This window comes from Paenibacillus sp. FSL K6-1566 (assembly GCF_038050475.1).
In the GTDB taxonomy this organism is placed as follows: domain Bacteria; phylum Bacillota; class Bacilli; order Paenibacillales; family Paenibacillaceae; genus Paenibacillus_AQ; species Paenibacillus_AQ lactis.
The window spans coordinates 5,343,477-5,357,868 of record NZ_JBBOSR010000001.1 but is presented as its reverse complement, the minus strand read 5'-3'; the positions used below and the strand labels follow the sequence as shown (position 1 = coordinate 5,357,868).

Below are 14,392 nucleotides of genomic sequence, written 5' to 3'. Positions count from 1 at the left end.
GTTGACAGCACGGCTTAAGATAATGGCCGGACGAATGCGGGGCTGCTCGGGAACCGGTCCTGAATGTATTTTCAAGCTTGTATGGACTTGAGGCTCTTTAATAGGTTTATATGTGTTCAAATTGGTTTCTTTTTGTTCGTTTTTATCTTACATTAGGGTAGGGAAGCGGCTTTATCACCGGATTGGGAAGGAGAAGACGATGAACGATTATCATGGAAGAATGAACCGGATTGTTTGGAATGTTGCGGAACAAGCATGGAGGCTGCCCCTGCAATCCAGCGGACTGTGGTTTCATGGGGATGTGCGAGACAACTTCTATTATGCCTCCTATTTGTTTGCAGCTTCGTTAGACCTGGAGCATGACCCGCAGTTCAACCGGCAGGAGGGTAAGCGGCTGGCAGAGGAGGTTTTGGGTCGTGTGCTGCGGCTGCAGGACCGGGATGCGAAGAGTCCGATGTACGGACACTGGCCGCTGAACCTGGAACCGAAGCCGGAGGCGGCGAGTCCGCACGTGCTGCCGGTGGAATTGATGGGGAGCTTGATGGTTTTTTTCCATCACAAGTTTGAAAGCGGGATGAACGAGGGCCTGGCGAGGGAGTTTGAGGCCGCGCTGGAACACATCTATCGCGGAGGTTTTTTTCGCAAGCCGCTCACGGTGTGCAACCATCATGAGGCGAAGTATACGGCGGCCAAGCTAATATTCGGCCAGCGGTTTGGGGATAAGGAGCTCCTGGAGGACGGAAAACAAAGCCTTAGGGATACCCTGACTCTGCTCCGCCGGGAGGGTATGGCTGAGTATGGGTGCCTGCCGTGGTTTTGGCATTGGACACAGGCGTTCACCTGTGCGCTGGAATTGGCGGAGGAACCGGAAGTGAAGCAGAAGCTTCATGAACTGTTGGATGAGCTGTGGAGCCTTCGCGCGTCTTATTACCTAAAAGGGGCGTGGGTAGGAGCCCACTCCAGGGGATGGCCGCATGATGCTCCGCGGGATGCCAATGTGCTTCACGATTATGTCCAATTCGGTGATTTTAGCCTTCCGGAGGAAATGCCGCGCACGGAATATGCCGGTTTTCTATTCCACGAAGCTCCGGAAGCTGCCCGGCACCTTGCCCTGCATCGAAGCGAACCGGCGGAAGTGCGCAAGGTGCTGATGAAATCGGTTGACGGCGAGATGCGGAAGCTGCACTCCTATGCTTATGTGACGGAGGATTTTGCGGCGGGCGGATTGTGGGAGCGGGTCCGGGAGTTCGACAACGAGCAGCTGCGCTGGATGTTCAGCCTGCCTGTCCGTTTAGGCGGGAAGGCGAATCAGCTGTATTTTTTCCATCCGGGGGAGGGATACGATCCTTCGGGAAGCGATCCTCGTCACCAAAGCGAGTGGATGGAGGTGCTGTATCACAAAAATGTGGTGCTGGCGCTATATCCGCTGCCTGAACTGGCCGTTGCCGGTGGCGAAGAAGTCGTCGGCGTTCTGCCGGAAGGGAATTGGATGTACGAGGCCGAAGCTTTGTACGGCAAGGTAGATGAGGTTTATTTTGCCATACATTTAAGCCCGGGGACGGCTTATGACATTCGGGAGCAGTCCGGATATCAACAGATTGTTTGCCGTGGCGACGGAATTGCTCTCGCCATAGAGGCGGTGTCCGTTCGGGAAGCGGAGAACAGAGGGATCGGACAGCTGGCGGCGTTCGCACGGCAAATGTCCGGGCAGAGGCCGGAATTCAAGACAGACGGCGGGCTTGAGGTGGCGTATACAGGATGGACGACGGAAGACCGACTATTTCTGAAGCATAGGGGTTCAGGCAGCTCGGCGAGAATGATCAACGGGGCGGAATGTACGTTTGAACCGTATTCTGTGTAGTTATCGAACAGAAAAGAGGGACTGGCGAGTTAACCCGTCCTTTAAAGTATAGGAAATGTTGAGCAGATGCGCCGGTTGCGGACTCTCTGAGTCTTCAATCGGCGTTACTTTGTTGCTAGCCGCATTCGATGTCTTTTTAATCGAAGTATATTAATTTATTGTTGTAACTGTAATGACAAGTAGTTATATCCTTTGCCGAAATTGACAAGTACTTGTACGTAGCCGATTCATTGACAGCCTAGATCGTCGGAGTGTGGATATAAAGCCGATACTCCCCATCCGATCCGTTTTTTTCATGGCTCATTTAAACGGTATCATTTTTTGACATGATTTAAAGTTATGATTAACCCATCAAGTAATAAAACATAGGAATCACAATTTAAAGAAGAGGAAGGGATTGAATATGGCAAATTACAGTATTGAGGAAAAAGACAGCTTTATCGTATTAGGAATCGGAACGGAGCTTCAAAGCGACTACACCGACTATGCCGGCATAAACAAGGAGAAGGCGGACTTTTGGAAAGCCGTGAAACAAGATGGAAGACTTGACACATTAAAGGCCGTGGCCGCAAATGACTATATTTTTGCCGTAAACGAAGCGGTGAATAACAAGATGATGTATTACGCTGGCGTGATGACCGAGGCATCGTTACCGGAAGCGACCAGAGTCATCCAGTTTCCTAAAGGGGAATACCTCGTTGTAAAAGGAGAAGCGCAGACGGCTGAGGAGTTGAGTCAAGTGCTTACAGGCATTGCTTTTGGACAGGTGCTGCCGGAAGCACAGGATTTTGCCTATGTCGGCGGGCCCAACGCAACGGTGGAGATGGGGCAGCGAAACGGTCTCGTATTTGGTGAAGTGTGGATTCCGGTCGTAAGAAAATAAAGAGACTCGCGATGCTTCCGAAGCGAGTTTTGCTCGAAGTAGTTCGAAGAAGTACCCCACACAAAACTAAGTCTACGCTTTCGATGCGAGTTTTGTTCGAAGTAGGCTCGAGGAAGTAACGCTCACAAAACTAAGTTGATGCTTCCGATGCGAGTTTTGCTCGAAGTAGGCTCGAGGAAGTAACGCTCACAAAACTAAGTTGATGCTTCCGATGCGAGTTTTGCTCGAAGTAATTCGAAGAAGTAACGCTCACAAAACTTTTAGGAGTGATGAACATGTCCCATATCGTTGATTTTAAAAACGTATCCACAGCCGGGTTAGAATCTTCGCCCGTGGCCGAAGCGCTGGCTGGTTTACGAGCGAACGAAGCCCGTTACTTTATGAACAAATATAAGCATGAATTTACGGTTGTACCCGCCAGCGAAAGCCAGGAGACGCTCGATTATGTAAACCGAATTTTGAAAGAAGAACGCGATATTGAGTTTGCGGCCAAACCTTTAGAAACGTCGCGTTTCCAGGTGGAGAATATCCAATTTGCCTACGTTTTTTACGAGGATGGTCTAGGGGTCAATGTCATGTATACGGTGGATGATCCTAAGAAGCGGGCCGTTGGCTTTAAGCTTTCTGAGGGGATGGAGGTGCCGCAGGAGTTAGAAGGGAAGTTTAAGTTTGCCAGACAGAAGTCCAAATTAGCCGGAACTATTCGGGGCTCGTTTTTCGTAATAAAAGGAGAGTATTAAGGAAGTAGAATTTCTTTTCGACAAGCACTTCCATGTATATCGAAACTCAAAGGGAAACGAAAACTCCGTGAACGACATAAATGATGATGAATTTGTTGTCGGACGACAAAGAACATACAGTCAAAGAACATATAGTCAAAGAGCATAAAAGACAAAGAATATGTAGACATTGAAAGCCGCATAAATTGCGGCTTTTGGTTTTAAGTATCTATTGGGGTTCATGCTCTCTTTTGAATCAACTGCCGGATCATGATAGTATCGAGGATAGATAGACTGCTGGCTAGAATCGAGGGAGGGAAAGAGCATGGCCAATATCAAAGAAATCGCAAAGCTTGCGGGCGTGTCGGTATCCACGGTATCCCGGGTGCTCAATAATCATCCCTATGTTCGCGAGGAAAAGCGAGCGCGGGTCCTGGCGACGATGAAGCAGCTGAAGTATGCGCGCAATATGAACGCCGTTCACCTCATTACGGGCAGAACGATGAATATCGCCATTATGCTGCCGTTCATTAACCATGCGTATTTTTCCTTGCTGATGGAGGGAGCCGGGCAAGAAGCGCTGGCGGCAAGCTACCGGCTTATCCTTTGTCAGACGGGATATGCGCAGGACAAAGAATTGGAAGTGCTGGAGATGCTGCGAAACCGGGAAATTGACGGGATCATTATTCTATCGTCCGCCGTTACCCCGGAGCAGATCGAAGCCTACTGTCCATATGGCCCGATTGTTTGCTGTCTGGATGCGGGGGAGCGATTATTTTCTTCTATATATATTAATCATGCGGAGGCTTTCCGGCGTGCCATGCATTATCTGATTGACCGGGGGCACCGCAGAATCGGATTTACGGTAGGAAGGCTGGACAGCCCCAGCACGAGAGCACGCAAAACAGCCTATGAGGAAGTGCTGAAGGAAATCGGAGAGCCTTACCGTGAGGAATGGATTTTGGATGGCTGCATTGATCTTGAGGATGGTGCGGCAATCATGAACCGGCTTATGGATATGAAAGAACGGCCAAGCGCCCTGCTCGTGACGGGGGACCATGTGGCGGCCGGCTTGATCTACGAAGCGGAGAAGCGGGACATATCCATCCCGCAGGAGCTTGCGGTCATCGGATTCGACAATCAACCCATCGGCAAAATGCTGGGGCTCACGACGATCGATAACCGACTGCTCGATATGGGTTCAGAGGCTTTCAAAATCGTGTATGCCCATATTCAGGGAGAACGGAAAGACCCGGTGCGCAAGGAGTTGCCGTTCGAATTGATTGAGCGCTCGTCCGTATAGGAGCTTAGCCAAGTTCTTACAAATAGATTACAAAGTTCGACAATTGTGATATCCTTAATGTACAAGTGCTTTGTTTCACAACATCGATTAACGTCTGCAAGCGAGTTGCAGGCGTTCTATTCTGTTTTATGAGAGAAAGGAGCCTACGCCAGTGGATGTCCTGAATCAGTTTAAAAAAGCTTCGCGTATCCAAGTCATTCCGGTCATGCTCATACCGGTTGCTTTGGGGGCGCTTGGCGCTTATGTTTGGACAGGTCGTTTCCATATCGGGCTTTTTTTATTGACCTTGATCGGAAGCGGGGCCGCCCATTTGTTCTCCAATATGGTGAACGATTTGTGGGACTATAAGAACGGGACCGATACGGAAGCCCAGGAGGACGTCGATGCGATCTCCACGAATTCAGGTTTTCTAACCAAAGGCATCTGGTCCATCCGCAAATTCGAGAGCGTTACCTGGACGCTGTTCGGAATTGCCGCGTTATGCGGGATTATTCTGAGCTTGATCAGCGGCTGGTGGGCGCTTCTGTTCAGCGCGCTTGGCGGACTCATCGCTTATTTTTACGTGGCGCCGCCCGTTCGGTTCGGATACCGGGGCAAGGGCTACAGCGAAATTGCGATCCTGTTGTCCTTCGGTATTTTGCCTGTTATGGGAGCATTCTATGTCCAGACGTCAAGCATGGATCTTCGGGCCCTGCTGTTGTCGCTGCCGATCGGGCTGCTCACGACGTTGATTTTGTTCAACCATCACTTCCTGCATTGGCAGGCGGATCGTCAGGCCGGAAAAAGAACCCTTGTGGTCGTATGGGGGGAAAAGCGGGCGTTGACGTTCTCACGGGCGCTGCTGCTGCTGGCCTGTCTGTCCCTGGTTGCCTGCGTCCTAGCGGGAGCTCTTCCACCTTATGCGATTATTGCTCTGCTGACCGTTATTCCATTGTATCTTGTGTATGGAAGACTGAAGGATAGCAATCGTTCCGAAGCTTACTTGCCGCTGATGGGCGCGTCAACGATGACAACGATGCGCTGCGGCGGCGTGTTGATCCTGTCGCTGCTCGTCCAAGGCATAATCCAGGCATTCTAACCTATTTTTGTGAGAAAGAAGGAGACCTTAGATGGAACAACAACGTGTTTTTGGTGATTTTCATACCATCCTGTCGGAGGGCAAGGTTTGGAAGATCGGCGGCTTTCCGCTGCCGGACGGTTCCTTCTGGGAGTACCGGGAGCCCGACGCTGTCGTTATCGTGCGCAACGGCATCCTGTATGTGCGCGCACCGCTGAGCCGCCAGCATAATCAGATTCAGATTCTCGACAATGCCAAGCATATGTATTATTCCGTGGAAGAGGTTGAAGTGCCGGAATCGGGCGAAGTGACCTTTGAGCTTCAGATCCGTGCCCGTACGCAGGGCACCGTTCCCGGTGATTTGTACGACGGTTACGTATCTTTGAATCTGCTGGATTTCTCAACCGGAGCGGCGCTCGACTTCTTCGCTTCGAACGATAAGTATGCGAGCGTGTATGCGGTGCTGCCTTTCCCTGGCGTTCAGGTGCCGGAATCGGATAAAACCCGCTTCTTCTGCATTTTTAAAGAGGAAGATACACACTTCAAGCCGCAGGAATTCAACACGTACACAATCACCTATAACCGCAGTGAGGACGAGGCGGTATTCTACGTGAACGGACAGGAGGTCCGCCGGGAGAACAATATTCCGATCAAATTCAACAAGTTCACGATTGCGCTTGGCATCATGACGGAGAAGGATCTGACGCCGCAGGGCAGCGTCTCGGTTCATGGTCAAACCGTCATTGCCGAGTATTCCCCGGTAACGGTAACCATCAAGGAATAGCTGCTATCCATGTAAAAAAGCGAGTCGCGCTCACGTTAGAGCGCGGCTCGTTTGCGTCTTAAGGGGAGGGGGGAGTGGTTTGCTCGGATAGTACTGGGGGCAGGGAGTGGATTGGTTTGCTTGGGTAGCGCGGGAGCAAGGGGGAGATTGGTTGTTTGAGTAGCATGGAGGTTGGAAGTAGATTGGTTCGTTTGGGTGGCACGGGAGCTGGGAGTAGATTAGTTTGGTTGGATAGCATTGGTGTCTGGGAGTAGACTAGTTTGCTTGAGTAGCGCGGGAGAGTAGAGGCTCGAACATGTGCATTTCTCCCGCGTCGACGATGGCATCTACTTGAGCGTTATGGCCGCCCCCAAGCGAACGAGCCAACAGGTCCCGATAAGGGATTTGTGCCCCGCCCAAGCGGTGTCTATGGACAAACAAGTCCCGAAAAGGGACTTATGCTGCGCTAAAGTGGCGCCAACGAGCCAACAGGTCCCAAAAAGGCATGAGCGTTGCATAAAACCTATCACAACTTTTGCTGAAGTTACTATTTCTGTAACTACCTGTATCTTTTTCATGGACAAAACAAAAAAAGGCTCCTAATTTAGAAGACGTAGCACGTTGTCCACGACCTCTAAAAAGGAGTCCAACCATGGATAACGTAACCCAAAACACTGTCGTTCGTCAACTGCTTTCTTTACTGCCTTTGGATGTACACGATCGACTCCTTCATGCCGATCGCTACGCCAAGAAGCTCACCATCAACAAAAGCATTCTCATTTTCATTCTGGCTCAGTTCAACCATTGGCAAAGCTATATCGAGATGGAAGAACAAATTTATGCACACTCTGAAATTCGGTCCATCCTTGATCTGCCCAGCATCAGCGCAGCCCAATTGTCACGGAAACTCAGCGAAATCCCGACGGAAATCTTGCACATGCTTTTTCTCCATAGCGTTGCCCGTGTCCAGAAGCTGACGGCTCACCAGCAGGGCATTTCTTCAACCATTGGACCTCTGGCACTCATTGATTCGTCGAAAATCACACTCCCCTTGGTACTTGGGGATTGGGCCAGAGTTTCGCATACCTCCAGTGGGGTAAAGCTGCATGTGCGGCTCGTAGCCGCTTCACCCGAAGTGGTATATCCGGACGCTGTCATCCCATCGACTTTAAACGTAGGCGACCGAGCCGGGGCGGTCGAACTGGTCACCGAGCAGGCGGCAACTTATGTCATGGACCGTGGTTATGATAGCTACAAAAACATGGATAACTGGATGGAGCGCGGCATTCAATTTGTCATGCGAATGAGAGATCGCACCTCAATCCATGTTGTGGAGGAACGAGAAATCCCTCCGGGAAGTCCGATCACACGAGATGCTCTTGTGAACGTAGGTAGCGGTTGGCGCAAGATGAAGGAACGGGTCCGGCTCGTAGAGTTTTATGATGAGCAGAGGCGCTTTTATCGCCTACTTACCTCTCGACAGGACATAAAGGCCGAAGAAGTAGCTCATATCTACAAATGCCGATGGCTTATTGAACTTTTCTTTAAATGGATAAAGCAGCATCTGCGCCTGAAAAAACTGCACAGCTATAAGCCGCAAGCGATATGGAACCAGATTTACCTTGCGCTGATCGCTTACGTGCTGGCACAGTATATGCAGCTACGTCTAGAAACCAAGAAAAGCGTTTGGCGTGTCCTTGAATTGTTTCGAATTCACATGTATCATCCGTGGTCCCAGTTCTTGAACGCTCTGTTTCGAGCACCTACGCGAACAACTTCTGGAAAGCCACGCGGTGCACCAAGGAAGGTACCTGAATTACGAACGAGCATTGGCATTTTTAAAACAAGCAAAGTGACTTAGGAAACGAAAATCTCGCACAAAATACATTTTATGGGAAAACGTAGCTACATTTAAGAAGTGTTGGATCTTTTAGTGTAATTCTCGAAAAAACAACTGTAAATTAATTGTTCTTATTCAGATTTCATCCAAGTGCTTGCAGATGTAAAGATTTATGCAACGCTCATGCCGAAAAGGGACTTGTGCTGCGCTAAAGTGGCGCCAACGAGCAAACAAGTCCCGAAAAAGGACTTGTGCTGCGCTAAAGCGGCGCCAACGAGCCAACAGGTCCCGAAAAGGGACTTGTGCTGCGCTAAAGCGGCGCCAACGAGCCAACAGGTCCCAAAAAGGGACTTGTGCTGCGCTAAAGTGGCGCCAACGAGCCAACAGGTCCCGAAAAGGGACTTGTGTTGCGCTAAAGCAACGCCAACGAGCCAACAGTTCCCGATATGCAGCTAGAATAAAAAGTGGACACCCCTTAGTGATAAAACGATAATGAAACAAAGCAGACGAAAGGGTGTCAAAAATATGAGTGGTAACAGGCAGCATTATAACGAGACATTTAAGCGTGAAACCGTAAAGTACGTGCAAGAACAGTCGAAGACGCTGGAGCAGATCGCCGATGAGTTGAACATTAATCCAGGCACATTACGTAACTGGGTCAAAAAGTATCGAGCATTCGAGCACGAGCCTGTCAATCATGGGGAAACCTTACGTCAGCAAACCCAACTTATCGAAGACCAAAAACGCGAAATTGATGATTTGAGAGAAGAAATTGCGATTCTAAAAAAGGCCATGCACATCTTCAGCAAAGAAAAGAACTAAGGTTCCAGTTTATCGAAGATCATCGCTCCGAGTTTCGATTGGAGAAGATGTGCGTTCTCTTTCACGTGTCTCGGAGCGGTTATTACAAATGGCGTACCTCTGAAGCTTCTGAACGGGAAAAACGTAAGGCAACGCTGACTGAACGCGTGAAATGGCACTTCTATGACTCCGATGAAACCTACGGCAGTCCCCGAATACGAAACGAGCTGGTGAAGGAAGGATGGACGGTATCGGAACGTACGGTGGGCCTCATTCTACGCGAACATGGCCTTCGTTCATGCATGGCCAGTAAGTTCCGAGTGGTTACGACCGATTCCAAACATGATCTCCCGATTGCCCCTAACGTATTGGAACAAAATTTCAAAGCCACAAAGCCCAACGAAAAGTGGGTCGCTGACATCACGTACATCCCCTGCCGCCAAGGGAAACTCTATCTTGCGAGCATCCTGGATCTGTACACCAAACAAATCGTCGGTTGGAAGCTAAGCGATCGGATGACCACAGACCTTACCCTCGATGCCCTAAAGATGGCGTATGCTGCGAAGAAGCCACCGAAGGGATTGATTCACCATTCCGACCGCGGTTCGCAATATGCCGCTAAAGAGTACCGTGAACAGTTGAAGCAATTTAACATGAAGCCCAGCATGAGCCGCAAAGGAAACTGCTACGACAACGCCTGTATTGAAGCGTTTCACAGTATCCTGAAACGAGAATTCATTTACAGCAAACCTAAGTTTAAAACAAAGAGGAAGCCGGGCAGAAGCTGTACCGGTACCTTGAATTTTTTTACAACCGAAAACGTTCTAACAGTACGATTGGGTATATGTCCCCGGTGCGTTTTGAGCAGTGCTATTACGAGTGCATAGCTTAGCTTAGAGGTGTCTACTTTCTTGACAGAAGAGCAATAAGGGATTTGGGCCCCGCCCAATCGCCGCCCTCAGGCGAACAAGTCCCCAAAACGGACTTGCCCCCGGACTCCCCGTCCTGCCCATACATCCCCCTATAGCCCAAAAAAGCCACCCGCAAAGGGTGGCTTTCGTGTAGGTTCAATCTTTACTTCTTCAGATCTTCAATCGAGTTCACGTCGACATACGATGGAACGACGAGGCCGGTTTTAACGCCTTCCATGTTAGCGCCAAGGTCTTCGACCTGATCCTTGAACTTATCCCAGTAGTCGGCATGCGTCAGCGGGAGCCATGCGGCAACCGTAGCGTCAACGTCGCCGTTGGCGACCCCGGTCCACATTGGGCCGGCTTCGACTTGAAGCGCTTCGACCTTAAAGCCGAGCTTCTCTTCCATAATGACCTTCAGCAGATTGGTGCTGGCGATTTCGGAGTCCCAAGCAACATAGCTGAATTTAAAGCTTTTGCCGTCAACGGGCTGAACGCCTTGCGTCCATTCGTTCACTTTTTCGCTATTGGCTTCCATCCATTCCTTAGCGGCAGCTTCCGGATTCTGTCCTTCCTGGATGGCGGTCATGATTTGACCCATATCGTCCGAGGTCCATTTGAAGTTGCTCAGGAACTGATAAGCCTCCGGCTGATCCTCTTTCAGGCCTTTACGAACAACCGTGTGAATTTCTTCGGCTTCACCATAAACCTTCTTCGGATCTTCAAGATACTTCAGATCATACTTGGAGAACATCCAGTGCGGCGTCCAGCCGGTAATGATGATCGGTTCTTTCTTCTTGATCGCCTTATCAAGCGTAGCTGTCATTGCTGCACCGGAGCCTTCGATCAGCTTCCAATCCGTCAAGCCGTACTCCTCAATCGCGGCAGCCGTGGCTTTCATAATACCTGCGCCTGGATCAATACCGATGATTTCATGGTTTACCTGCTCGCCGATCGAGCCGGCGGCTCCGCCGTTTGCGCCTTCGCCGCCCTGGGCTCCGTTCGTGCCGCCATTGCCGCCCTGTCCGCATGCGGACAGAAGGAGGACAGCTGCCAAGCTAAGCATCAACCACCATTTCTTGTTCTTCAAGTTAAGCACCCCTCTTTTTCGTTTTAAATATATTTTGTGTAAAGCGGTCCAGGACAATCGCCAGGATGACGACAGCCAGACCCGCCTCAAACCCTTTACCGATCTGCAGCTGGGTTACTGCACGGTAGACCTCGGCGCCGATGCCTTGGGCACCGATCATCGAAGCGATAACAACCATCGACAAGCACAGCATGATCGTCTGGTTAATCCCGGCCATTAAGGTCGGCATAGCCAGCGGAAGCTGGACCTTGAACAGCTTCTGTCCGGAAGTCGAACCGAATGCATCCGCAGCTTCGGTGAGCTCGCCGGATACCTGCATAATCCCCAGCCGCGTCAGACGAATCGTTGGCGGAATCGCAAAGATGACGGAAGCGATAACGCCCGGAACGACCCCGAGGCTAAAGAACGTAACCGCAGGCAGCAGATAAACGAAAGCGGGCATGGTCTGCATGAAGTCCAGAATCGGAATGATGATCCTGGATGCGGTTTTGCTGTAGGCTGCCCAAATGCCGAGCGGCACCCCGAGCACGATGGAGATCAAGCCTGCCGTGATGACCAGGCTGAGCGTGCTCATCGTTTGCGGCCAATACCCGAGGTTCTCGATAATGAGAAACCCGATGACCGTGAACAGCGTCAGCGGCAAGCGGCCAAGCAAATACGCGAGGACGGCCAAGATGACGATGAACAGATACGGATGGGGCAGCATGAACACATCTGTAAAAAACTCGACAATTCCTTCAATAATGAAGGAGATCGCATTGAAAAAGCCCGAGAACGTATCTCCCATCCACTCCACCAAGGAATCGATCCAGCTTGCGAGAGGAATCTTAGGCATCTTGCGTCACCCCCTCATTCTTGGATTCCCCGGCCAACGCGCCAAGCACGGCCCCGCGGACGATAACGCCCATCAGGCGGCCATTGTCATCCACAACGGCAAGCGGTACTTTGGACATGCTGGTAATTTCGAACAGCTCGTTGAGCAGGGTGTCCGGGCCGACTCTAGGACCGTCCGTTATCAAAATATCCTCCAGCTTGCGATGGTTCTTCATCGCATCGGAAGCTTCCTCGGCGGTGATGACCCCGAGCAGCTTCTTGGCGCGGTCAATCACGAACAGGTTCGAGATGCCGCGCTCGCGCATCAGCTCCAGCGCAACACGCGGACCGCGGTCCAGCGTAATCGCTTCGGGCCGGCGCATAACATGCGACGCCGTCAGTACCTTCGACAGATCGACGTCCTCCACGAACCGCTCAACGTAATCGTTCGTTGGCCGGCTGTGTCAGAATTTCCTCAGGCGTTCCGATCTGCACGACCGCGCCGTCTTTCATCAGGGCGATGCGGTCTCCGATGCGGAGCGCCTCATCCAGGTCGTGGGTAATGAACACGATCGTTTTTTTCATTTTGTCCTGAAGCTCGATGAGCTCATCCTGCATATCCCGGCGGATCAGCGGGTCGAGCGCGCTGAACGCCTCATCCATGAGCAGAATTTCGGGATCGTTGGCAAGCGCCCGGGCCAGCCCGACACGCTGCTGCATGCCGCCGCTGAGCTCATCCGGCATTTTGTCCTCCCAGCCCTTGAGCCCTACAAGCTCCAGCGCCTTCATGGCGGCTTCGCGCCGTTTGGATTTATTGACCTTCTGAATTTCCAGGCCGTACTCAACATTGTCGAGCACCGTACGGTGCGGGAACAATGCGAACTTCTGGAACACCATGCTGATCGTCTTGCGGCGTACCTCGCGCAGCTGTTCCTTATTCATTTTTCTCAGGTCCTTGCCATGGATCAGAATTTCTCCTGAAGTCGGTTCAATCAACCGATTTAGCAAACGTACTAGTGTGGACTTGCCGCTGCCGGACAGACCCATGATGACGAAGATTTCGCCTTCCTGAATATCAAAGCTGACACGGTTCACGCCAACCGTTATATTTTTCTCTTTTGCAATTCGCGCTTTGGACCAGCCTTGCTCCAGCAGCTGAAGCCCTTGCTCGGCACCAGGGCCGAACAACTTGCTGACATTCTTCACTTGCAGAATAGCCAAGAGTGACTCCTCCTTTTAATGTGTAGAGACGCGTTCGTATTAACCTTAATGCAACCCCGATCCGTCACTGCCGTCTCGTAAACCCATGTGCATCATTGTAACAATCGATACGTAAAGTATCAAACGTTATATCCGTACGTAAAGTACGTACAGTAAAAACTGTACAAAGTTATCCTCCCAAATCCTTTCGTATGCTCCCTTATGCTTAGTCATCGCTGTTCTTTACTTTTAAAATAGCTTTCCCTACAATAGACGAGAGAATGTGTGTGGATTGGGTTTGTTTAGATTCGCTCCAGATCGTTCACACTACAACTCGAGTCCAATCAGTTTTGTTGTATGGCATGACTTCTTGGATGGTTACAGAAAGAGGAGGCTGCAAGCATGAGCTTGTACCAGTTGGATGAGGAACGGCAGGCTGCTGTGCAAAAGATTCGTAAGCGTGTCATTGAAAATATTGGACGAAATATGGACTTGTACGGCATACCGCTCTCAACAGGTCATTTGTATGGTCTGTTGTATTTTGCCGATAAACCGATGAACCTGGATGAGATGGGACAGGAAATGAAGATGAGCAAGACCAGCATGAGCACCGGCGTGCGAACCTTGCTCGATAATAAGATGGTCAACAAGGTGTGGGAGAAGGGCTCCCGCAAAGACCTCTATGAAGTGGAATATGATTGGTATCAGACTTTTGTGGACTTTTTCGACATTAAGTGGAGGAAATCGGTGGAGAGTAACATCCTGGTCCTCCGCAAGGCATTGCAAGAAACCGAGAAGCTCCTCAAAGAATATGAGGATGATCCGGTTATGGTGGCTGTGCTTGAGGCCGATCGGACCAAGATGCGTGAAGCCGTGGCTTATTACCGGTGGCTGGAGCGGTTGATCGACGCCTTTGTTGACGGAGATATTTTTAAATATGTTCCGAAAGAGCCGCCGGAGGGCGGTTCCTGATCTTGTAAGCAGCTGAAATTCCTTATAGTGCGAGTTCAAAAAGTCGGATTTTCAGCACCGAGGTGCATGCTTCCGAAGTGCGTTTTTTTTTCAAAACGCTTTAGGTTGGATGAAGGTAGGGACTGAGGAGCGGAGCTACACGTTTTACAGAAAACGTCTTGGCGAAAGCATCTGCTGTT

Annotated in this window: 11 protein-coding genes and 3 pseudogenes; 11 read left to right on the top strand and 3 right to left on the bottom strand. The window is 50.6% G+C overall.

The features are described 5' to 3' along the window. The first annotated feature begins 199 nt into the window (after positions 1-199). The 10 genes and pseudogenes from NST08_RS23835 (at position 200) to NST08_RS29975 (ending at position 10,119) form a co-directional block, all read left to right on the top strand. Positions 200-1,861 (top strand): hypothetical protein, encoded by a 1,662-nt coding sequence (locus tag NST08_RS23835; RefSeq protein WP_213617285.1) that lies wholly within the window; start codon positions 200-202, stop codon positions 1,859-1,861. A gap of 403 nt (positions 1,862-2,264) precedes the next feature. After that, complete coding sequence (locus NST08_RS23830; protein ID WP_040740150.1) at positions 2,265-2,744, top strand: GyrI-like domain-containing protein; 480 nt, start codon at positions 2,265-2,267, stop codon at positions 2,742-2,744. 275 nt (positions 2,745-3,019) lie between these two features. Further along, on the top strand, positions 3,020-3,484 hold the full coding sequence (locus tag NST08_RS23825; RefSeq protein WP_341342355.1) for a phage tail protein: 465 nt from the start codon (positions 3,020-3,022) through the stop codon (positions 3,482-3,484). Between the two features lie 304 nt (positions 3,485-3,788). Then, positions 3,789-4,766 carry a LacI family DNA-binding transcriptional regulator gene (locus NST08_RS23820; protein ID WP_028405912.1) on the top strand — a complete coding sequence of 326 codons (978 nt, stop codon included), beginning with the start codon at positions 3,789-3,791 and terminating at the stop codon, positions 4,764-4,766. 151 nt (positions 4,767-4,917) lie between these two features. Beyond that, complete coding sequence (locus NST08_RS23815; RefSeq protein ID WP_341342354.1) at positions 4,918-5,844, top strand: prenyltransferase; 927 nt, start codon at positions 4,918-4,920, stop codon at positions 5,842-5,844. A gap of 31 nt (positions 5,845-5,875) precedes the next feature. Beyond that, entirely contained in the window at positions 5,876-6,607 is a 732-nt protein-coding gene (locus tag NST08_RS23810) for a DUF6081 family protein (RefSeq protein WP_007132370.1), read from the top strand. Positions 6,608-7,238: 631 nt separating this feature from the next. Then, positions 7,239-8,447 (top strand): IS4 family transposase, encoded by a 1,209-nt coding sequence (locus NST08_RS23805; protein ID WP_251538007.1) that lies wholly within the window; start codon positions 7,239-7,241, stop codon positions 8,445-8,447. A gap of 504 nt (positions 8,448-8,951) precedes the next feature. Beyond that, complete coding sequence (locus tag NST08_RS23800; protein WP_007129247.1) at positions 8,952-9,248, top strand: transposase; 297 nt, start codon at positions 8,952-8,954, stop codon at positions 9,246-9,248. Positions 9,249-9,259: 11 nt separating this feature from the next. Further along, positions 9,260-9,931 (top strand): annotated as a pseudogene (locus NST08_RS23795) (IS3 family transposase); the annotation flags it as partial. Between the two features lie 80 nt (positions 9,932-10,011). Continuing rightward, complete coding sequence (locus NST08_RS29975) at positions 10,012-10,119, top strand: hypothetical protein (RefSeq protein WP_431786067.1); 108 nt, start codon at positions 10,012-10,014, stop codon at positions 10,117-10,119. 182 nt (positions 10,120-10,301) lie between these two features. Here NST08_RS29975 and NST08_RS23790 read toward each other — a convergent pair whose 3' ends face one another. From NST08_RS23790 to NST08_RS23780, 3 genes and pseudogenes are all read right to left on the bottom strand, one after another. Beyond that, positions 10,302-11,228, bottom strand: coding sequence for a glycine betaine ABC transporter substrate-binding protein (locus NST08_RS23790; protein WP_007132371.1), 927 nt, complete (start codon positions 11,226-11,228; stop codon positions 10,302-10,304). Between the two features lie 12 nt (positions 11,229-11,240). Then, positions 11,241-12,063 (bottom strand): annotated as a pseudogene (locus NST08_RS23785) (ABC transporter permease); the annotation flags it as partial. Further along, positions 12,056-13,262: pseudogene (locus NST08_RS23780) on the bottom strand (quaternary amine ABC transporter ATP-binding protein). The pseudogenes NST08_RS23780 and NST08_RS23785, both read right to left, overlap by 8 nt. A 381-nt stretch (positions 13,263-13,643) precedes the next feature. On the opposite strand from NST08_RS23780, the gene NST08_RS23775 reads away from it, so the two are divergent. Continuing rightward, positions 13,644-14,213: a GbsR/MarR family transcriptional regulator gene (locus tag NST08_RS23775; RefSeq protein ID WP_007132374.1), complete on the top strand. Its 570-nt coding sequence runs from the start codon at positions 13,644-13,646 to the stop codon at positions 14,211-14,213. The last annotated feature ends 179 nt before the right edge of the window (positions 14,214-14,392 follow it).

Coding starts and splice junctions, on each gene's coding strand:
- NST08_RS23835 (WP_213617285.1), top strand. CDS start 200: ATGAACGATTATCATGGAAGAATGAACCGGATTGTTTGGAATGTTGCG.
- NST08_RS23830 (WP_040740150.1), top strand. CDS start 2,265: ATGGCAAATTACAGTATTGAGGAAAAAGACAGCTTTATCGTATTAGGA.
- NST08_RS23825 (WP_341342355.1), top strand. CDS start 3,020: ATGTCCCATATCGTTGATTTTAAAAACGTATCCACAGCCGGGTTAGAA.
- NST08_RS23820 (WP_028405912.1), top strand. CDS start 3,789: ATGGCCAATATCAAAGAAATCGCAAAGCTTGCGGGCGTGTCGGTATCC.
- NST08_RS23810 (WP_007132370.1), top strand. CDS start 5,876: ATGGAACAACAACGTGTTTTTGGTGATTTTCATACCATCCTGTCGGAG.
- NST08_RS23805 (WP_251538007.1), top strand. CDS start 7,239: ATGGATAACGTAACCCAAAACACTGTCGTTCGTCAACTGCTTTCTTTA.
- NST08_RS23800 (WP_007129247.1), top strand. CDS start 8,952: ATGAGTGGTAACAGGCAGCATTATAACGAGACATTTAAGCGTGAAACC.
- NST08_RS23775 (WP_007132374.1), top strand. CDS start 13,644: ATGAGCTTGTACCAGTTGGATGAGGAACGGCAGGCTGCTGTGCAAAAG.